We start from the raw sequence: 21,772 nt of genomic DNA, 5'->3' as shown, positions 1-21,772 counted from the left end.
ATAAAATAATAACATAATCTTTTTTCTTGGGGGTGAAACTTATAAAAAGAAAAAATCACAAAAAAATAATATTTACTTTATTCTTGACCTTTATTTTTTTAACCTCTAGCTTTCTTATAGATACTATACCAATATTTGATAGTATTACTAATGGAGAAACAGTAGTATTAGCTAAATCAAAGGGGTCTAGTAGCGGTTTTAAAAGTTCTGGTGGATTTAAAAGTTCAAAAAGTTCAAGTAGTAGCTTTAAATCAAGTGGAGGAAAATCTAATGTATCTAAGACTACTAGTGGATTTAAAAGTGGCTCTTTTAGTAGTGGTAGTTCAAAGTCTTCCTCTAGTAAAAACTCTAGTTCTTCTTCAAGTAGTAGCAATAAAAGCTCTAGCAGCTCATCTACATCAGGTAACTTTAAAAGTGGTTCTTACAGCTCAAGTGTAGATAAAGGCAAGTCTGGAACAACGAAAGGTTTTTCTTCGGGTTCCTATAGTTCAAAAAATGATACAGATACAACTCAAGATAAAGATTATAATAGCAGCACAAGTTATGATGATTCTGGCGGTTCCTTCTTCGGAGACATGATGTTTGGTCTTAATTCTCTGAGAATGTTTAGCTACGGCAGAGGGGGAAGAGGTTTTTCCATAGGATCAATTATAATAATGGCAGTTATATTTATGATTGTAATTAAATTAATAAGATTATATTTAAAAAATAGAAAATACTAATAAATTCTAGGAGGATGGATATGGGAATATTCACAAGAATGTCAAATATGTTAAAATCAAAGGTTAATTCTACTTTAGATGAAATGGAGAATCCAATTGAATTACTAGATCAGAAAATCAGAGATATGGAATCTCAATTAAACAAAGCTAAACTTAATTCTGCACAAATAATTGGAAATGCACATGAAATTAAGAAAAAACTTGATGCAAGTGAAATTGAAGTTAAAGATTATGAAGATAAGGTTAAACTTGCATTATCTAAAAACAATGAAGACTTAGCTAAAAAAGCATTAGCTAGAAAGATTGAAGCTGAAAAGAAACGCGACTCACTAAAAACAAGCTATGAAGCTGCTAGAAGTCAAGCTGATGCAATTAAGAAAAACTTAGCTGCTTTAGAAGCTGAATTAACTAAGACTAGAAATTACAGAGATGAAGCTGCTGCAAGATTTAGCAATGCTCAAGCTAGCCAAAAAATTAATGAAGTGCTTGCTAATGTACAAACTAAATCTAATTCAATTCAAATTGATAGCATAGAAAGAAAGATTCAAAAACAAGAATCTTTAGCTAATGGTCTAGGCGAACTTAGAGATGTTGATACATTTGATAGCGAATTTGAAGCTTTAGATACAGTTGACTTAGATTTAGAGCTTGAAAAGTATAAGAATAATAACTAGGTGCCTATATGTCTAATACAATTGAATTTATAACTAAAGAAAGGGAAACTGTAGGTAAAACTTATACTGATGTAACTTATGCTATAAGCGAAGTTTCTCCCTTTCTTGATGAAAGTATATTAAAGAAAAGAAAGTATTACTCTAAGTTGCCTATCTTAACAAAATACATGGAATTGCTTAATGATGCTGAATATAAAGATAAAAACAAAAAGTTTAGTCTTTTTAAAAAGGATGATACAGTATCTCAATTAACAAGATATAAGCAAGATAATTTAGAAGCTTTTAACCAATTAAATGATTGTTCTAAATGTACTTGCCTAAATTGTATAAAAGAATGTAACTTTAGAAGCTGTAGTGGTTGTAGATCAAACTCCTTTATTAAAAGTTGTGATAAATCTAAAATCAATGTAAGACTTCATAAAGATTTCATTCTAAGTTTAACTAACAATGATACTGGAAGATCTAGTAGATATAAAGTGTTAGCTACAATTGAAAATTGTGAATTAGATAGACTATATATAGCTCTTGAAAATTTAATGGATTCAAATGATAAGCTAATACTGTATTACTATCCTGGAATCTCATCTGATGACTTCGGTGAAATCACTGATGAAGATGAATTTAACTTAGTTGTTGAATCATATGAACAAGCATAAAAAGGACAGCCTTGAGGAGGCTGTCCTTTTTCAATTAACAGTTATCAATTAATAATTAACAATTTAGGATGCAATTCTTTCAGAATTACTTAAGTAAAAAGCTTTATTTAACCCAACGCTTATATTTAACTAAATAAATTTAACATTCATCCACTATCCACTTTGTTAAGTATATCTTATTCGATAAATTGATAAAACTTATCTAGGTCAATACTCCCACTTATTATTTCGTAAGTACTATCTTCAATTCTTATATATTTATTGTCAAACAATCTTATTTTAGTACCATCCTTATTAGTAATATAAACTTTATTTGAATACTCAGTAGGAATCTCCTTATCATACATTCTTAATGTATATCTTGAAAGTTTAGGTATAAAATCATCTATTAAATATTGCTGGTTGCCTTCAGCATCAATAGTCTTATCCTTGATTTCAATTGAAATATAATCACTTTGGATTAAATCCAAAACTTCTGATGCAGCAATATCATTTTTATCACATCCTATTAAGAATAAAGCACAAAGTAATATGCTAATGAATAATTTAACTCTATTTTTCATAAGCCCCTCCACATACTATCTCTCTTTATATGTAATATATTACACAAGCTGATTGTTAAAGTCTAATATTCTAAATCAACACTTATTTAAAGCAAAGCTAAATACAAAACTCATCTTGCTGAATTTTATCCTTTATTAATTTGATTCTTCCAATAGTATTTACTATTATTCCTTTATAACGTAATTGAACTCTAACTATATATTGTGCGTAGAGATACTGGGACTAGCAAGGTCACTTTAGCATAATATATAGTTAGAGTTCTTTTATATAACTATCTTGTAAATACTAGTTCCTTTTCTGTAGATAGTTCTTCATTAAATATATAGTTATCTACATCAAACTTCTTAATATCTTCAATATCTTCTATTTCATTTTGTATTATATATCTACTCATCATTCCCCTAGCTTTTTTAGCATTAAAAGCTATTATCTTATACTCATCTCCCCTAAGTTCTTTAAAAACTGGAGTTATAACATTAATGCTAGGGTTATTCTCTATATTTTCTACTGATTTAAAGTACTCATAAGAAGCTAAGTTAATTATAGTCTTATTATCATGATTGCTTAAATCATCTACTAAACACTCTACTAACTCATTCTTCCAAAATCCATACAAATCTTTAGATTCATTTACTTTAAGCTTGGTTCCCATTTCTAATCTATACTCATTTATTCCATCAAAAGGTCTTAAAACTCCATAAAGACCAGATAATATTCTTAAATGATCATTTGCATAAAATAGATTAGAATCACTAAAACTTCCAACATCCATCCCCATATAAACATCGCCTTTAAAAGCTAGTATTGCTTGTTTAGCTGTATCTAAGGATGGTTCCCACTTTGCAAATCTATCTCTATTTAATGTAGCTAATTTAGTGCTTATTTTCATAAGTTTTTCTAAATCAAAACTGCTGTATTCCTTTATTTCATTTATTATTTCCTGCGATCTTTCTAAAAACCTAGGTTCACTCATAGGTAAATTATTATTCTTTTCTTTAAAGTCTAAAGTTTTTGCAGGAGAAATCACAATTATCATAATTAATCTCCTTTCATTCTATCATTATTTTTTCTTATTCATTTCATTGTAGCAATAATTTATTATATCACTTCTTTTAATTATTCCAATAAATATTCCCTCATCATCTACTACAGGAACAAAATTTTGGTTTGTTGCAAGTGAAATAAGGCTTTCTACATTTGAATTAATCGAAACACTTTTATGTTTTCTTTTTCTTGGTATATCTATTATTCTAACATTTTCTGTATTCTTAAAATTTAAATCTGGAGTATTCTTAAGTTTCCAAAGTAAATCTCCTTCAGTTAATGTTCCAACATACTTTCCATCCTTATCGATTAAAGGAATTGCTGTATATCCGTGATGTTCCATTCTTTCAATAACTTGTCTCATGGTTGCATCTAAATATTCATATATAACCTCATTTTTAGGTGTCAAAAAAAATGCTATATTCATATTTCATCATTCCCCCATACTTTTATTTAAAACAAAGCCATATATATTTTATCATATTTACAATGTAATTGTTTTAGTATCTATGAATTTTAAGATTTAATTAATTTATTGTCCATCTTTTTAACTTTATAGCTATAATTCATATATTCTATTTCGTCCACAATAGTTGAAACTTCCTTATAAACTTCTTCACCACTAAAAGTCTTTTTAACTACAACCTCATTAATAACATTATTATTACACTTTGGACACTTACCTAATGATAAAAATCTCCATTTCAGTGGAACAAAATCATGCTCAATTTCTAACTTTACATTACACCTCGGACATTTTCCAATTATCTTTTCCTTATTTAGCTTATATTCATTTATATTTTCAATATCTACAGCTGGCATATTATAAATATCTTTAATAATATAATTTTTAAGTACTCTAGAATTGTAAATCCTCTTAAACACTTCTGAAGTATAAACTGCATCATTCAATGCATCATGAAGCTTATTATTATCTACTTTAATTTTTAGTTCTTCTAAAGCATTTTTTAAACTTAATGATTTTTTCTTTCCTAAAATCTTTGTAGAGTACTCTTGTAAATCTAAATAATTTTTTAACCAATTCAACTTATTATACTTATGAAAAATTGCATTGTTAATAATTTCTATAATATCATCCTTTGCCCAAGAACATATGACATCCCCTTCGTCTATTAATTCTTGAAGCTTGTCTATTCCTTTTTCAAAACTTAACCCATCTTTTAGATCATCTTCTGTAATATTAGTTATTTCTGAAATTTTAGGATTAAGAACTGGGATTACCTTAGGTTTTATATAAGTCTTAAATTCCTTTAGAGGCTTCATATAGTTGTCTAATTTAATTGCACCTATCTCTATAATTTCGTTATCTAACTCTAAATTTTTAAATTCAGGATTTTCGTCATAAATTTTGGGATAATACTTATGTATTCCTTCTAAATTATTAAATTCTAAATCAATTACTATAAATGCCATCTTTATACCTCACATACATTACTCATATGTATATTATGCCATCTTTTTCAATTTTTTTCACTACTATTTGTATAATTTGCCATAAAATTATGGAGCTCTCTAAAGACAGCTCCATAATTAATTGATATTTTTTATGATTCAAAATCTATACCTGCAAGCTTCATTAAATGAACTGCATTTTGTGTTTCACTTTTTCCCTCTCTAAGCTTATAGTCAAACTTAATATTGTTATTTTCATAATGCTCTTGGAAATTATAGTTCTTAAGCCATGGTCTAGTTAACTCTAAATCACACAACTCTAAATCATGAGTTGATACTAATCCCATAGCATCATTGTTTACTAATTGATTTATAAGAACCTTAGCACCTTCATGCCTATCCTTAGAATTAGTACCTTTAAATATTTCATCTAATAAAAAGAATACTTTTTCTCCCTTTTTAGCAGCTTCTATTAATAATTTTATCCTTAATATCTCTGCATAGAAGGATGATATACTTTCTTCAAGATTATCTTTAGTTCTCATACAAGTATATATATTGAATATCCCACAACTAAAGAATTTTGAACAAGTAGGAGCTCCTATATAACTAAGGATTAAGTTTAGACCAATAGTTCTTAAGAATGTACTTTTACCAGACATATTTGATCCTGTTATTAATGCAACTTTTGTATTAGCTCCATTAACCTTGGCTAGTGAAAAACTATTAGATACTGCCCTTTCCCCTAACATTGGATGAGCTATATTATCACCAATCACTATGTCTTCATCTTTAATAGTAGGATAACTCCAACTCTCAAAGTCAAAATCTAAATTTGATATACTACTTAAAGCTTCAAATTCCCCCATTATCTGAAGCCAAGACTCAAGCTTTCTTCCATTCTTAATTCTCCACTCTTCAAGATTTCTTAATATAAATGCATCTGATAATATAGTTACATTTAATAATAAATAATAGGCATTAGAAGTACTATCTCCTATCCAATCAACTAAATTTTTCAATGCCTGCATTTCTTTGTAACTTGGAGTTCCTTCTACTTTTAATTCTTCCTTTAAATCACATAATAACTTTGATTCAAAGTTCTCTTCTTCTATAAGCTTTAATAAATTAGTAAAGGCTTCTATATCCTTTTTATGATTACTAAATAAATTTATAACACCCTTTAAATCTTTCGTTATAACATTTACTACTGCATAATTTATAATAAAAACTAATATTAAATAGCTTATAGGTAATATTTTTAAAACAACTAATATAATGGACAATGCTGTAAGTCCAATAAATATATATGGTATTATCTTAAACCATAACTTAACTGGACTTGACTTTTTACTCCATTTAATTAAGTCACTTACATCCTTAATTCCGCTTTTCCTTAAAGTTGCTTTAGCTTCGAGATTTTGTCTCCATTTAACTTTTTTCCCTAGCTCTTTTATTGCTTCTTGCCTCTTATTAATTTCCTCTCTAGAAACTTTATCTCTAATAGATAATATTTCAAATAATCTATTTCTCCCAAATTTAGTCTTAGTAGAATTAATCATTTGGAATAATGAATTTCTGCCAAAGATATCTAAATCACTAGTAAAGTTATGATTATCATCTATATATTCTTTTCCATCGTCTTCTTCTTTAAAATCACCATTTATTCTATTTATACCTCTTTTATTTATACATAAAAATATTTCTTCATAATGTTTCTCATTAATTTTTTTATTATGAAAAAAAGCCACTATAATAAAAATTAGAAAACCAATTACTATTGATATTGCCATCACTATTAAGTTTTCTTGCTTATAAAAATAATACCCTGCACCTACTATTAATAGCATAATAATTAACCTAAAAATAGATAGCCTAGATATTATAAATTTCAACTCATTAATCTTTTTTTCGCCTTTTGAAATTTCTTCTTCATAAAAATTAAGCGCTCTACTCATATTCTCACATCACCTCACTGTAGTTATTTTACCATATTTTATATTTTATCTAATAGCTAATTATAATTTTACTTTATAAATAATTCTTCATTTATAGATTATTACCAGTAAATTAAAAAATAATAATAAAAGGCTTAGTACATTTTAGAATGTAGAATGTATAGTGCAGAATGTAGAATTAATGAAAAAAACTCCCTAAGGAGTTTTTAAAACAAATTTATTATCGGTAATTCCGAAGGAATTACTTCCACAATTGTTAATTTTTAATTGCTAATTACTCAAATTACTATATATAGTTTCAAGATTATACTTCATACCTTCTAAATAACTCATATTGTCTTCTTTAGTTTCTAAGCTATATATCTTCACTACCTTTGCTCCTACTTCCTTAGCTAATGTCTCAGCTTCTTTTTCACTAGCTGTAGCTTCACTAAATATTACTTTAACATTATTAGTCTTGCAATAATTAATTAAAGCTTCTAAATTCTTAGGAGTTAATTCACCTTCTCCAAATACATCTGCTATACTTTTTTGAGTCAACCCAAAATCTCTACACAGATATCCAAAGGCTGCATGTCCAGTTACAAAATCCTTATTACTTAGAGAATTGAACTTATTAACATATTCATTATTTAAATCTGTAAATTCCTTTTTTAATTTTTCGAAATTATCTTCATAGTATTCTTTATTATTTGGATCTACTTCACAAAAAGCATTTTTTATATTTTCTGCTTCTTTTATTGCATCCATCAAACTAAGCCAAACATGGGGATCTTTTCCTCCATGATTGTGTTCTTCTATATGTTCTTCATCCATATCTTCATGAGAATGACCATCTTCTAATATGTCCATAGCATTTATATCTTTGCTAGCTTCAACTATTTTTACATCTTTTCCTTCAATAGTACCTAATACTGAGTCTATCCACTCTTCCATTTCAAGACCATTATATAAAAATACATCTGTATCTATTAGGTCCTTTAGATCCTTAGGCTTTGGATCAAAACTATGAGCATCACTCCCATCAGGAACAATAGAGAAAACTTCAACCTTATCTCCACCTATAGCTTCAGCAAAATCTTTAAGTGGATTAATAGTTACTCCAACTCTTAATCTTTCTCCGTCATTTTTTTCTAAGTCCTTACTTTCACATGCTGATAATGAAAATAATAGTACTAACATAAACCCAAGGCATATAATTTTTTTCTTCATATTGCACCTCTTTTTGCAAATGATTTGCATTTATCATAAATTTAATTCTATATTGATTTCCTCTTCTTGTCAATACTATTATTACCATTATTATAATTTTATATAATTAAAATTAATCTTCTTATTATTAAATATTCTTTCTTCTCTAACCTGACATGTAAATATTATTAGCTGAGCAAAATTTGTACTTAGAAGCATATCTAAGGCTGTTTCTATTCTAAAATCATCATATTGCACAAAGGCCTCATCTACTATAAGAGGATATTCTACCCCCTTATAAATCATATCAATAAAAGAAAGTCTTAAAGATAAATATAATTGATCATTTGCTCCATTACTTAACACTCCTCCTGGGAGTATCTCTTTCCCCTTTCTAACCTTCATATCATATGAATCAGATACCATAACATCACTGTATTCATTATTAGTAATCTTCTTAAAATAATCTATAACGTTAGAATTTAATATGGTTCCAAAGTTACCTCTAACCTCTCTTATAGTTTCATTCATATTCTCAATTGCTATTTCACATGATTTTAATAATAGCTCTAACTTCTTTATTTTTTCTTTAACCTCACTTATCTCTTCCTCTATTAGAGGTATTGTCCTCTTACCTATGAACCTATTTTTTAAATAATTTTCAACATCTTTTATTTCTTTTTCTATTTCTATTAATTCATTAGATTTTATAGAAACCTGGTTATCTATTTCCTCTTCTGATGAATAAGAGTAATTTATATTTTCATTAATTATATTCTTAAGCTCTTCTTTTATGGAATCTATATCCTTATCTTTAGTCAATGCTTCATAAGCTGCATTAATACTTTCTAAACTTTTTAATATATCTTCTCTTTGTTTAATCTTTTCTTTTATTTCTAATAATTTTTCTTCTATTTCAGATAATTCAATACTTCCAAGTCCGATATTATCGAGCTTTTCTCTTATTCTTCTTTCTCTTATATTTATTTCATTATTTAATTTTTCAATAGATTTTTCTTCCTTCTCAATATCTATTTTTAATGCTAATACTTCTTTATTTACTTCATCATATTTTGAAAACATAATAATAACTTCGTTAATATCCTTAGCATCAGATGCTTCTAAAATTTCTCTTATATATCCTTCATTAATTTCATAATTTTCTTTTGCTGAATCAATATTTAGTACGCTAATTTGAGCCTCTTTTTCCCTTAACATTATATTTTGTTTTTCAACATATAAATTATATTCATCAAAAAGCTTTAACTTTTTAATAAATCCTTCATAAGAGTTTACAGAAACTAACTTAGTATATTTAAATATCTCCCTTTCTAATTCTTCTATCTCGTCCTTTAATTTTTTAATACTAATATTACCCTTATCTCTACCACTTGATTTTGATTTAAGGGATATTAATCTAAATAGAACTAATGCTAATATTCCAAAAGAGCCTAATAAAATGTATATATTCACCTTAAATATAGTAAGTAAAGTTGAAATAATAGCTAGCAATATAGATACATAAGTAAGAGATTTAACACTACCTATATTCCTCTCCTCATCTGACTTATTATAATTTTCAGCCTTGAATTTAAGCTCTTTTAGTTTTTCTTCATACTTAACTAAAACATCTCTGATTTCATCTCTAACACCTTTAAAGTTTATAGCCTCACCTATCAGCTTCTCTTTATTATTTATATCATCATTTATTTCTTCAATAGACTTATTTAATGATTCATAAGTGCTTATTTTTTCTTTTAAGGTATCCCTCTCCATAGTTGCCTTTATAAACTTATTTTTATCTTCACTAGATAAACCTTCTACGAAAGCCAATCCCTTAGAACTTTCAATAGTCTTAGAGTACATTTCTTTGCTTTCCTTTAAGCTTTTTTCCTCTTCTGACCTCATATCAAGCAAACTTAAATATAATGAGTTTTCATCCTTAATATCACTTATTATTCCTTCATCTATTATTCCATTTCTTGACGAAATACTTTCTTCAATAGATTTTTCTTTCAGCTTTAATTCTTCTTTTTTTCTTAAATACTCAGTAATATCTTCATATTCTTTACGAAGCTTCACTTTTTTTATATATTTCTTATAAATATCTAGATTATTTAATTCTCTTCTAGTTTCTTTTCTTTTCTCTTTTAATGATATTAATAGCTCTTCCTTATCTATATTTTCTTTTGATAATCTATATCCCTCATATCTTTCAGTGTTTAAAGCTTCTAACCTATTTCTTAAAAGATCTAATTCACCTGTCTTCCTTGGCGTAGTTATAGATTTCTTTATGGCTTCAAGCTTTTCAAGCGCTTTTTGCACAGATATATTGTCACTATCACTATTAAGTAGATTTGCTGCCTTATCTATTATTTCTTCTTCCTTATCTCTAGATATGGATACTCCTAATTGGTTTATAAAAAGTGTTTTGTAAAATGTTTGAGAGTTTACATTTAAGAAATATCTTCCTGGTTCATCTTTAGGAATATCTAAAACTTCCTCACCAGTTTCAAGATCTAGAATTTCTGAAGTATCTTCTTTCTTAGTTCCTCCAAAGCTACGGCTAATTATATAACTTCTATTATTGTGAGTTACATAAAGCTCACCTCTTATTTTCTCACCACTTAAAGGCATAAATCTAAGCCTATCATTGCTTTTTATATCCTTTGTTCTTTTTGAATTCATTCCATAAAGCCAAACTCTAATAAAGTTTTGAATGGTACTTTTTCCTTTTTCATTTTCACCATATATTAAATTAATATTATCATTTAACTCTATTACATTATCTTTTAAACCACCAAAGGAAATAATATTTAATTTATTTATAATCATTTAAATTCACTTCCTCCTGTGATAAAGATTGTATTCCAAGCTTTAAGGCCATCTTTAATGCTTCTTTGTCAGATTCATCACCTTGAATTTGTTCTAAAAGCTTTTTAGCAAAAACCCCTTTAATAGAATAATCCTTAGCTATTTCATCAAAATTAAGTTTTATATCTGTCTTATCAATTACCTTAACATAGTAAAACTCATCTCTTATATTCTGTAGTATTACTTCTTCATTAATTCTTAAATAACTTTCTATCTCACCTCTTAGAATAATTTTATATAAATTATTTTTTCTTTCATCTTCAGAAATTGAAGATAGTATTTTTTCTCTAATTTCATGATATCCATCTAAGTTGCTTATATCTACTTCTCTAATACAATAATTTCTCTTAGAAGTTTTTATAAACTCTAAATTCACTGTTCCCTTGCTTACTTCACCTATGACAATGCCCTTATCATCTAATTCATCAAAACCTCTTCCTTGAGGACATCCTGCATAGCTATAAAATGTATTTCCTTCTCTAAGTATTCCACTAAAATTATGTCTATGACCAATAGCTATATAATCAAGATTGCTATCCCTAATATCTTTTAATGTAATAGGATTATACTCATTTCCTTGCTCTGTATTTGATATATCCCCATGAATAACCATGATATTTGTGTATTTTTCATCTATTTCTATATCTTTAATTAAGCTTTCCTTTACATGATGGCTATTGAAAGCTGCCCCCCATACAACTGTATTAAGTTCTTCTAATAATACACTCTCTAAAGTTCCCTTAAAAATATAAGTATTTTCAGGCCAACTAATCATTTTATAAAAGGATTTTGCGAAATAAGGATCGTGATTTCCCGGTGAAATAAATACTCTAATTTTATTAAGTCTCTCTAATTGGTTTTTTATAAATATAAGGGTCTTCTTATTTACTGTCATATTATCAAAAATATCACCAGTTAATAATAAGATATCCACAGTTTCCTCTATTGCAATGTCAATAATTCTTCTAAAAACCTCTAGTAATTCTTCCTTACTTGCAGCAGATATATTTTTATCTAAATCTTTAAATGGCGTATCAAAATGTAAATCTCCAGCTTGTAATATCTTAACTTTTTTCATTTAATCACCTTATTTTCCAACGAACTTTTGTTCTATTTTATCATTTTTCAGTTTCTTATACAATAAGAACAAAGCTCTTAAATATGTATATATAAGCAATTATTTAAATAACAATTAAATAATTGGTATATTTTTCATTTTGCCTGACTTATAATAAATATATAACCTTTATAAATTATTTATTTTTATTTTAAGGAGACGGTATTGTGGAAAAAACAAAGATTATAAAAAAACTAGGCATAGGAAGTTTATCATTAATTACTTCTATTATAGCTATAATATTTTCATTCACTTCTTTTAGCGGGAAGTCTATAGGAGAGGAATTATTAAGTGCAATAGGAATCAAATTTCCATCATTAATAATATCTACACTTCTTTTTATATTATCAATATTTATAGGATATAAGAAAAAAGACAATAAGTACTCTGAATTAGGAATGACTTTATCAATAATTTTTATAGTAATAATAATACTATCCACAATAATTTCTATTTTCTTTAAATAAATTGTGAATAAAAAATACTCAGCCAAAAGCTGAGTATTCTGTATTTAATTTAAATAGTTTAGAATAAATTATCTCTTTTATTCTACATTCTTAATTTCTTACAGTTACTTCTCCTAAACCAACATTTAAATCAAAAGTATATTTTCCTTCATTAGAAGTTTTGGCAGAGACATTTGCTTCCCCTAATCCTGATTTTGTATTAATTCTAATAGGTGCATCTACTGGAACCTTAATATCTGCACTACCTATTCCTCCATCAAACTTAAGGTTACCATTAATATCTCCAAGCTCAACATTAACTTCACCTACGCCACCCTCTATATAAATATCACCACTCTTTTCCTTAGTAACTAAGGAAACTGAACCAACTCCACTTTCTAAATCTAATTTATTAAAGCTTATTTCATCTAAGCTTACTTCTCCTACTCCAGAATTAATCTCAACATTGTTTAACACTAAATCCCTAACATTGAAAGATCCTACTCCAAAGTCTAATTTAAAATCACCATTAAAGCTTCTAGGGATTTTTATAAGAAGCTCACTATAATCATTAACACCTAGGTTTCCAGTTTTCTTTGCTTCTTCAACTATTTGAAAAGTGCTACCACTTTTATTCACATCTACTCCTTTAGAGTAACTACTTAATTCCCCTGTTATTTCAACATTGCTTCCATCATGGTAAATTACTTTTACATCACTTACATCTATTTTCATACTAATCTTATCTATATTGCTAATATCTTCACTTAAGTTTATCTCTTCCTTAGTTGCACTAGAAGAGTAACAAATTTCCCAATTCCCCTTTGAGTATATATAAGGTTTTGATTTTCTAGTTCAGAATAGACTTTTTGTATAGTGTTTGGATTAACTAATTATTCCTTTGATTTTCTACCTTTTTCTATATTTTGTAATTTAAATCTCATAAAAAAAGAAAGAAGCCCTTTGTAATAAAAGTTATACTTTTATTACAAAAAAGCTTCTCCCTTTTGAATGGTGTAACTACTTAATTCTTTGGCGGTATATCCATCCTATTAATTACCTTAGTTATTAATACGATTTTGTGGTTACTTTATTGAATTTTCGTATTGTTCCACCATTCTTTTAACCATTTCACCACCAACGGAACCACATTGTTTTGATGATAGGTTTCCATTATATTCGCTAAATGGAACTCCTAACTCTGATGCAACTTCATTCTTGAATGCACTTAATCCTTTTTTTGCTTCTGGAACTAATGTTTTTGCCATTTGTAATTCCTCCTTTGGCTGATTAATTTGTAAACCGCTTTAAATAATTTTTATTTAATGCTTCAATGTTTACACTATTATCTTAACCATAGCCTGTTTTTATATTCCTAGTAATTCATGGATTAGTTAGCATTATTATTAAATTACGAAGGAGTCTTTAACATATTATACTCATCCTCCGTCGTAAACTCCAAGTCGGCTTACGCACAATATGTTAAAAACTCCTTGAATAATTTAATCTTGTGGATTCTATGATGCTAAAGGAGGAAATTCAGACAAGCTGAATTTCAACTATTATTTAGTGCATAGAGAATTTTAATAGAGTTCTAGCTTAATATAATGACACTTATTAACTTTCAAATTTACAAATTTTAAAATGCTAAGTATTTAAAACGAAAAATTAATGAATGAAAGAAAGAGGTTTTGCTATGCAAAACCTCCTTTATTCTAAATATTCTCTTATAAAAGAATCTATAAAAATTTTTTTATAATCATTCTTTCATTTTTTAATTTTTTCATTCTTTCATTCTTTCATTAATAAAATGCTTCGCATTTTACTACAACTATATGTGAAGTATTCCTAAAAATACTGCAACATAATGTAATGCACTTCCTGCAAGTACAAATAGGTGCCATATAAAATGATTGTATGGCATTTTATCTGCTGCGTAAAATATACAACCAACCGTATATGCTATTCCTCCTAATACAATAAACATTAAAATATTAAATGGTACTAAGAGAAGTACTGTCTTAATATTAATTACAATTATCCAACCCATTAATATATACAAAATAGTTGAAAATGCATTAAATCTGTCTACCCAAAAAGCTTTGAATATTATTCCAAGTAAAGCAATTCCCCATATTACTAATAATAGTTGCATTGATTTTTTATCACTATTCATCAATATTAAAATTATTGGAGTATATGTTCCTGCTATTAAAAGATAAATCGATGAGTGATCTAATATCCTAAGTATCCTTTTTACCATCTTCCCTGGAATACTATGATATAAAGTAGATCCTAAATATAGTATTATCAATGAAATACTATATACCCATACACCGGCTAATGCGTATCCATTTTTACTTTTAGTCGCTGCAATAATTAAAAATATGCTTCCTATAACTGCTAGTATAGCTCCAATTCCATGTGTTACAGCATTAGCTATTTCTTCACCCTTTGTATAAAAATTATATAAAACTTCATTCTTTTTATTGTCCATAATCCTCACTTTCTTCCATATAATACTTTTAATAATTATTTCTCATTTTTAATTATATTATTCTTATTCTTCTCATGTATTTCCACTTTATTTAAATCTCCTGAATAAACTTCAGTATTATTTTTAAAATAAATGAATTTATCTTTACCAATTCCCTTAAATATAACCGGTATCACAGAAGACTTAGCTTCACTATTTAATATATCTAATGAAAACTCAATTAAATTATCCCCTGCATTTACTATATCACCTTCTTGAACAAAGGCATTAAATCCCTTTCCTCTTAAGTTTAAACTATCTATACCTATATGAATTAGAACATCAAAACCTTCAAGAGTCCTAATGGTTATTGAATGCATTTCTTTCGATAAGGTAATAACCATACCTTTTACAGGCGATTTTAATAAACCTTCCTTTGGACTTATAGCAAAACCATCACCTATTAATTTCATAGAAAAAATTTCATCTGGAACTTCTTCTAACCTTATAATTTTTCCTGATATAGGAATATGTATTTCAGCTTTAGTATTAACTCCACTTTTTATTTCCTCTATTTTCTTCTTTTTAACTACTATCTCCTTACCATCCATTATATCTCTTATTTGCTCTTTTAGCATATCTGATTTTGGTCCAAAAACAGATTGAATATTGTCACCAATTACCATAAAATCGACTGCTCCAAGAGATTTAAGCTTACTCTTATTAACCAAAGATAATTTTTTTACAGTAACCCTTAATCTTGTTATACAAGAATCTAGATATTTTATATTTTTAGCTCCACCTAATGCTTGTAATACTTCCTTAGCTAAAGTTCCATCAGAAATATCTATATTTATATCCTCTTCTTCATCTTCTCTACCAGGAGTCTTTAAATCTAACTTCCTTATAATAAACCTAAATCCAAGATAATATATTATAAAGAATACCATTCCTACAATTAGAACCCACCACCAATTAGTTCTATTAGGAATTACACCAAAGAGGATAAAATCTATTAATCCACCAGAAAAAGTTACAGCTATTTTTACATTTAGAAGCTGCATTATCATAAAAGATAAGCCTGCAAAAATGCAATGAACTACAAATAATAAAGGGGCTACAAATAAAAACATAAACTCTATTGGCTCTGTAATTCCAGTCAAAAGAGATGTTAGAGCTCCAGTAAGTAATAATCCAGCAACTAACTTTTTATTTTTTTCATAGGCCTCATTATACATAGCAAGTGCTGCTGCTGGTAGTCCAAACATCATAAAAGGAAATTTACCTGTCATAAAAGTTCCTGCTGTAAATTCAACTCCATCTTTTAATTGAGCAAAAAATATTGCTTGGTCTCCAACTACTAATTGACCAGCTGAATTTATATATTCACCAAATTGATACCAAAATGGAGTATACCATATATGATGGAGTCCAAAAGGTATCAAAGCTCTTTCTATACCTCCAAAAATAAAGGCAGCTATCGTCTCATTAGTACCTATCATATATCTTGAAAAATTTAATAGAACTACTTGAATAGGTGGCCAAATTATGGATAAAATCACTCCTAATATTAAACCTGAAATTGCAGCAACTACAGGAACAAATCTTTTTCCTGAAAAGAATCCCAAAAATTCTGGTAGTCTTATATCATAATATTTTTCATATACAATAGCAGATATTATCCCTATAATAATTCCTCCAAATACCCCTGTAGGAAGAGTAGGTATTCCTAAAACAGTTGTGTACATTGGATTAGTTCCTACTTCATTAATATTGACTCCAGCCATTATTCCAGTAGTCATATTCATTACTAAAAAGCCTACTATAGCTGCTAGTGCTGCAACTCCATCTCCTGAAGACATCCCAATTGCAACTCCTACAGCAAAAAGTAATGGTAAATTATCAAATACTATACTCCCTGCTGATGACATAATATTTGCCATAAGCTGAAAACCTTCTCCTGCAAATAATGGGAAAACATTTAGTATATATTCATTTTCAAATAATGTACCTAATCCCATTAATATTCCTGCTACAGGCAGTAATGCCACAGGTAGCATTAAAGATTTACCCACTCTTTGTAATATTCCAAATGATTTTTTTAGTAATGTAACTATCTTCATTTTATACTCCCACTTATTATATAGTTTATAACTTTTAAATTTATATTCAAAAAAGAATGCCTACTTATAATATTTTACTACTATAGGCATTCTGTAATTCTATCTATTAATTAACCTTTACTTCTTAAAACATTAATAACCCTATGGATATGCATCGTTAAGTAAACTAGTTCATCTTTATTTACTATATAATCATAGTTTTCTTCTATATATTCCTTTATTTTTTCAGCACAATCATAAGCTTCACTATAGCTATTCTTTGCAATTTCTAAAAATTCACCATTATCATCTTGATTTTGACTATTTGTTACTACCCTTTTTGCAAAATACTTTAAATGAGTTAATAACCTATCATAGTTTAAATCATCTTCATTAAATTCTACTGAATAATAGTACCTAATTATATTTAGAATACCTTTCACTATCTTAGTCGTAATCATAGATTCTTTTGCAGTTTCCTTATAACTTGCATTTACTAAATGAAGAGTAATAAATCCTGCCTCATCTTCTGGAAGATTGATTTTAAGTTTCTTATTTAAAAAATCTACTGCCCATAAAGCTACAGTAAACTCTTCCCTATGAATTCTTCTTATCTCTTCTAATAAATCATTTTTAATCTGAACATTATTTTTATAACGTTTTATAGCAAAGGATATATGATCGGCTAATGATACATAAATTTGATTATCTAATTTTCTATTTAATTCTTTTTTTGCATAGGTTATTATTTCATGAGCAAGTTCAAATATTCCATCTGGAATCTGATTAATTAGCTTCTTTATCTTATTTCCAATTCTTTTATCATCTATTACAAATATTTTTTCTATTTTATCTTCCTCTATCTCTTGACCTACTCGCCTATTAAAAGCAATACCCGATCCCATGATAATAACTTCTTTTTTAGTGTTAGGATCTACTGATATAACTACATTATTGTTCAATACTTTCTCTACTATCATTTTTAATTCTCCTTGCTTTAAGAAAAATAAAATACCTAAATTAGGATTAAACTTTTATCCTAATTTAGGTATTGACTGAATTTCAGTAATAATCCAACTTTATCTTAAGAAAATAATATCATTGTATAATTCTACTGTCAACTTTTAAACTACTCAACATTGTTTTACTGGCAATATAATAATAAATGTGCTACCAACGTTCACTTTACTTTCAACATATATATTACCATTATGAAGAGTTACTAATTGCTTAGTTAAGGTTAGTCCTAAACCACTTCCTCCATACTCCTCAGATATATCATTATAAGCTTGTCCAAATCTATCAAATATTGTTTCATGATATTTACTGTCTATTCCTATACCAGTATCCCTTACAGATATTCTTACTTCTTCGCCTAGATCAGTAATTTTAACTTCAATCTTTCCGCCTTCCTTAGTAAACTTAACGGCATTACCAACTAAATTAACGACGCATTTTTCTATTTCATTATCATCGCATTCTATAATTTTTTCTTCTATATCTGGATCAATAATTAGCTCTATTCCATTTGCCTCAATATAATCCTTCATAGAAAGTACAACTTCTTCAACTAAATAAACTATGTCGTGTTCTTTTATTTCAAGCTTATAAGAGCCTGACTCTATTTTTGAAGTGTCTATAATATTATTTATTAAGTTTAGTAATCTATCAGAATTTCTTCTTAATGTACATAAATAATAATCTAGCTTTTCCTTTGGAATATCTTTTTTCTCATTATTTAGTTTTGATAAAAGCTGTTCTATAGAAATAATAACATTTAAAGGAGTTCTTAACTCATGTGATAAATTAACGAAATAATTATTTTTATACTTTTCTATAGTAATTAATTTATCATATAGCTCTTTGTTTTCCTTAAGCTTATTATTTAACTCATAAGTTCTTTGATCTACTAAACTATCTAATATTTTTACTCTATTCCATATAAAATATATTACTAATAACAAAGTAACCCTATACATAAAAAATGCAAATGGTGTTTCCCATGGTTTTTCCCCAACAGTAAATGTAATGTTTGTGGGTTCACTCCAATCTCCAGTTTTATTTCTTGCCTTAACCATAAATGTATATGTACCGGACTCTAAATTAGTATAACTTGCATAATTTCTATTTTCAGCAAGTACCCAATCCTCATCAAGCCCCTCTAATTTGTATGCATATTGAATTTTCACTACATTTCTATAGTCAGGTAGAAAGAAATCAAATTGTATATTGCTATTTTTATAATTCAGATTTATATTTGAAAAATCACTATAATGATTTTCATTACTAGATATACTATCTATTTGTACCTTTGGTAAAAAGCCTTTCTCGTTAAGTTTTAAAGGATGAAAATATGTAAGACCATTAACTCCTCCAAAAAACATTTCTCCATCCATATTTTTATAATAAGAAAATCCGTTAAATTCATTTCCTTGAAGGCCATCAGTTGCATCATAATTGATAAACTTTTCATATGATACATCATATTTAGATATTCCACTATTAGTGCTCATCCAAATATTATCATCTTCATCAATTAATACTCCATTTATAAAGTTATTTGCTAATCCATCTCCCTCAGTATATCTAGTAAAAATCTTATTTTCTTTATCAAACTTATTAAGTCCATATTGTGTTGCAACCCAAATATTATTTTTACTATCTACTGCTATAGATCGAATCGAATTAAAACTTATACTTTTTTCATCATTTTCATCATTTCTGTAAACATTAATCTCGTTTGTATCTATATCTAGACTTATTAATCCACCATCTAGAGTTGATGCAATCCAAAAAAGTCCATCCTTATCTTGAATTATATCTGAATACATAGTCTCTGTTATTCCATTTTTTAAAAAGATATCCTTATAAGATGTAAATTTTTTATCTCTATCAAAATTACATATTCCATCTTTTGTTGCAATCCACAAAATACCTTTATCATCTATATAAAGATTCCTTATATCATTTGATATTAATGAGTTTTTATCATTTCCTTGGAAATATTTTGTGAATTTTTTAGTTAATTTATCATATTTTGTTAAACCATCTTCCGTAGCTATCCATATCTCGTTATCTATTCCCACTATATCTCTAATATTATCACTACTTAATGAGTTATCATCTTCTGAACTACTATACCTTTCTACTTTACCTGTTTTTCTATCAATGACATTTAGACCATCACTTACTGTTCCTACCCAAAGCAAATTTTCATTATCTTCATATATTCCAGCCATCATATTGCTACTTAAAGAATTAGAATCCACAGGATTATTTTTATAATTTTTAAATGCTGTCTGAACGTTAAATAAGCTTATACCATCATATGTACCAACCCATATGGTTCCAGATTCGTCTTCAAATAAACTTAATACATCATTACTAACTATACTTTGGCTATCAAAAATGTTAGATTGATAATTAGTGAATTCATTACTCCCTTCTTCCATTCTGCTTAATCCCTCATCAGTTCCAAACCAAAGGATATTTCTACTATCCTTTAAAATATATCTTATTGAGTTTCCAGCTATAGAATTAGGATCCTTATCATCATGAACATAGCTTTCCATTGTATATGTGTCCAAACTCAGCTTATTTAAACCTCCACCATCCGTTCCAATCCATAAATTGTTTTGATTATCTACAAATAACTTATAAATAAAGTTATCATTTATAGCTAATTTTCCACTATTGTTGTAAAACTTTTTTACTTCTTCAGTATCTTTATTTACTCTATTTAACCCATCAATAGTTCCTATCCATATATTATTATTATCATCTTCAACTATACTATAGATATATTGGCTACTTAGATTGTTTTCACCTTTTTTCTCATCATATGGGTAAAGATTAATAAAATTATCTGTCTCCTCATCATAAACATTTAATCCGTTAGTAGTTGCCACATATATTTTATCATCCTTACCTATTAATATTTCTGTTATGTTATGGTCAGAAATATTACATCCATTTATTCCAGGTAAGTACGTTACATTTTTTTTATTAATAGGATCGATCTTATTTATACCTCTAGAAGTCCCAACCCATATATTTCCGTTGGAATCTTCATTAATTGCGGCTACATAGTTTCCACTAATGCTAGTATTTTTTTCTTTATTGTATCTATATACCTCGAACTTATTCCCATTGTACTTATTTAAACCATCACTAGTACCTAGCCACATATATCCTTTACTATCTTGAAATATATATTGGACAGATGTTTGTGATAATCCGTTTTCTGTTGTTATTTTCTTAAAGTTTATGTTATTTTCATTATTCATTAGAGCTACTACTTCAATATTTATATTTAAAAGCATAGTTAATACTAAAGAAAAACAAACTATTATTTTTACTGCAGACTTCTTCATATATACTCCTCTTTCAGCATAAAATTTACCATAAAGCGCATTTATATTATACCAAACATTTGAATAAATAATATGTACTAATTATCATTTATTCAACAAATATATAATATAGAGACGTATAAATGACAATTTAATTAAAATTGACTATTAAAAATATAAAAT

Annotated in this window: 18 protein-coding genes; 4 read left to right on the top strand and 14 right to left on the bottom strand. The window is 27.4% G+C overall.

Translation table 11 applies throughout. The features are described from left to right. Window positions 1–41 precede the first annotated feature (41 nt). From GPX08_RS07935 to GPX08_RS07925, 3 genes are read left to right on the top strand one after another with little or no spacing between them, the layout of a single operon-like run. Window positions 42–722 (top strand): hypothetical protein, encoded by a 681-nt coding sequence (locus GPX08_RS07935; RefSeq protein ID WP_156626316.1) that lies wholly within the window; start codon window positions 42–44, stop codon window positions 720–722. Window positions 723–742: 20 nt separating this feature from the next. Continuing rightward, entirely contained in the window at window positions 743–1,396 is a 654-nt protein-coding gene (locus GPX08_RS07930) for a PspA/IM30 family protein (protein ID WP_156626273.1), read from the top strand. Between the two features lie 8 nt (window positions 1,397–1,404). Continuing rightward, window positions 1,405–2,052: a DUF1292 domain-containing protein gene (locus GPX08_RS07925; RefSeq protein ID WP_156626272.1), complete on the top strand. Its 648-nt coding sequence runs from the start codon at window positions 1,405–1,407 to the stop codon at window positions 2,050–2,052. 176 nt (window positions 2,053–2,228) lie between these two features. Here GPX08_RS07925 and GPX08_RS07920 read toward each other — a convergent pair whose 3' ends face one another. The 8 genes from GPX08_RS07920 to GPX08_RS07885 form a co-directional block, all read right to left on the bottom strand. Further along, the gene (locus tag GPX08_RS07920) at window positions 2,229–2,615 is read right to left on the bottom strand and encodes a hypothetical protein (protein WP_156626271.1); all 387 of its coding nucleotides are present in this window, start codon (window positions 2,613–2,615) and stop codon (window positions 2,229–2,231) included. 272 nt (window positions 2,616–2,887) lie between these two features. Further along, window positions 2,888–3,652, bottom strand: a complete 765-nt coding sequence (gene yaaA, locus GPX08_RS07915) for a peroxide stress protein YaaA (RefSeq protein WP_156626270.1) — start codon at window positions 3,650–3,652, stop codon at window positions 2,888–2,890. Between the two features lie 24 nt (window positions 3,653–3,676). Continuing rightward, window positions 3,677–4,087 (bottom strand): CBS domain-containing protein, encoded by a 411-nt coding sequence (locus GPX08_RS07910; protein ID WP_156626269.1) that lies wholly within the window; start codon window positions 4,085–4,087, stop codon window positions 3,677–3,679. 89 nt (window positions 4,088–4,176) lie between these two features. Then, on the bottom strand, window positions 4,177–5,094 hold the full coding sequence (locus GPX08_RS07905) for an exonuclease (RefSeq protein ID WP_156626268.1): 918 nt from the start codon (window positions 5,092–5,094) through the stop codon (window positions 4,177–4,179). A 131-nt stretch (window positions 5,095–5,225) separates the two neighbouring features. Next, the gene (locus GPX08_RS07900) at window positions 5,226–7,031 is read right to left on the bottom strand and encodes a DNA mismatch repair protein MutS (protein WP_156626267.1); all 1,806 of its coding nucleotides are present in this window, start codon (window positions 7,029–7,031) and stop codon (window positions 5,226–5,228) included. A 270-nt stretch (window positions 7,032–7,301) separates the two neighbouring features. Next, the gene (locus tag GPX08_RS07895) at window positions 7,302–8,243 is read right to left on the bottom strand and encodes a zinc ABC transporter solute-binding protein (protein ID WP_156626266.1); all 942 of its coding nucleotides are present in this window, start codon (window positions 8,241–8,243) and stop codon (window positions 7,302–7,304) included. Between the two features lie 90 nt (window positions 8,244–8,333). Then, on the bottom strand, window positions 8,334–11,057 hold the full coding sequence (locus GPX08_RS07890) for an AAA family ATPase (protein WP_156626265.1): 2,724 nt from the start codon (window positions 11,055–11,057) through the stop codon (window positions 8,334–8,336). Then, window positions 11,044–12,174 carry a DNA repair exonuclease gene (locus GPX08_RS07885; protein ID WP_156626264.1) on the bottom strand — a complete coding sequence of 377 codons (1,131 nt, stop codon included), beginning with the start codon at window positions 12,172–12,174 and terminating at the stop codon, window positions 11,044–11,046. The genes GPX08_RS07890 and GPX08_RS07885 overlap by 14 nt, the downstream gene beginning before the upstream one ends. Window positions 12,175–12,377: 203 nt before the next feature. Between GPX08_RS07885 and GPX08_RS07880 the strand changes: the two genes are divergently transcribed. Then, window positions 12,378–12,680, top strand: a complete 303-nt coding sequence (locus GPX08_RS07880; RefSeq protein WP_156626263.1) for a hypothetical protein — start codon at window positions 12,378–12,380, stop codon at window positions 12,678–12,680. Window positions 12,681–12,770: 90 nt separating this feature from the next. On the opposite strand, the gene GPX08_RS07875 is transcribed toward GPX08_RS07880, so the two are convergent. The 6 genes from GPX08_RS07875 to GPX08_RS07850 form a co-directional block, all read right to left on the bottom strand. Then, window positions 12,771–13,394 carry a DUF4097 family beta strand repeat protein gene (locus GPX08_RS07875; RefSeq protein WP_156626262.1) on the bottom strand — a complete coding sequence of 208 codons (624 nt, stop codon included), beginning with the start codon at window positions 13,392–13,394 and terminating at the stop codon, window positions 12,771–12,773. A gap of 350 nt (window positions 13,395–13,744) precedes the next feature. Beyond that, window positions 13,745–13,927, bottom strand: a complete 183-nt coding sequence (locus GPX08_RS07870) for a small, acid-soluble spore protein, alpha/beta type (protein WP_156626261.1) — start codon at window positions 13,925–13,927, stop codon at window positions 13,745–13,747. Between the two features lie 563 nt (window positions 13,928–14,490). Next, the gene (locus GPX08_RS07865; protein WP_156626260.1) at window positions 14,491–15,156 is read right to left on the bottom strand and encodes a hemolysin III family protein; all 666 of its coding nucleotides are present in this window, start codon (window positions 15,154–15,156) and stop codon (window positions 14,491–14,493) included. A 35-nt stretch (window positions 15,157–15,191) separates the two neighbouring features. Next, on the bottom strand, window positions 15,192–17,258 hold the full coding sequence (locus tag GPX08_RS07860) for a PTS glucose transporter subunit IICBA (RefSeq protein ID WP_156626259.1): 2,067 nt from the start codon (window positions 17,256–17,258) through the stop codon (window positions 15,192–15,194). A 110-nt stretch (window positions 17,259–17,368) separates the two neighbouring features. After that, window positions 17,369–18,217 (bottom strand): PRD domain-containing protein, encoded by an 849-nt coding sequence (locus tag GPX08_RS07855; RefSeq protein ID WP_156626258.1) that lies wholly within the window; start codon window positions 18,215–18,217, stop codon window positions 17,369–17,371. A 153-nt stretch (window positions 18,218–18,370) separates the two neighbouring features. Next, window positions 18,371–21,610, bottom strand: coding sequence for a histidine kinase (locus tag GPX08_RS07850; protein WP_156626257.1), 3,240 nt, complete (start codon window positions 21,608–21,610; stop codon window positions 18,371–18,373). Window positions 21,611–21,772 lie beyond the last annotated feature (162 nt).

Source organism: Clostridium tertium (assembly GCF_902652255.1).
Lineage (GTDB): Bacteria > Bacillota > Clostridia > Clostridiales > Clostridiaceae > Clostridium > Clostridium tertium_A.
This window is presented reverse-complemented; position numbering and strand designations above follow the sequence as displayed.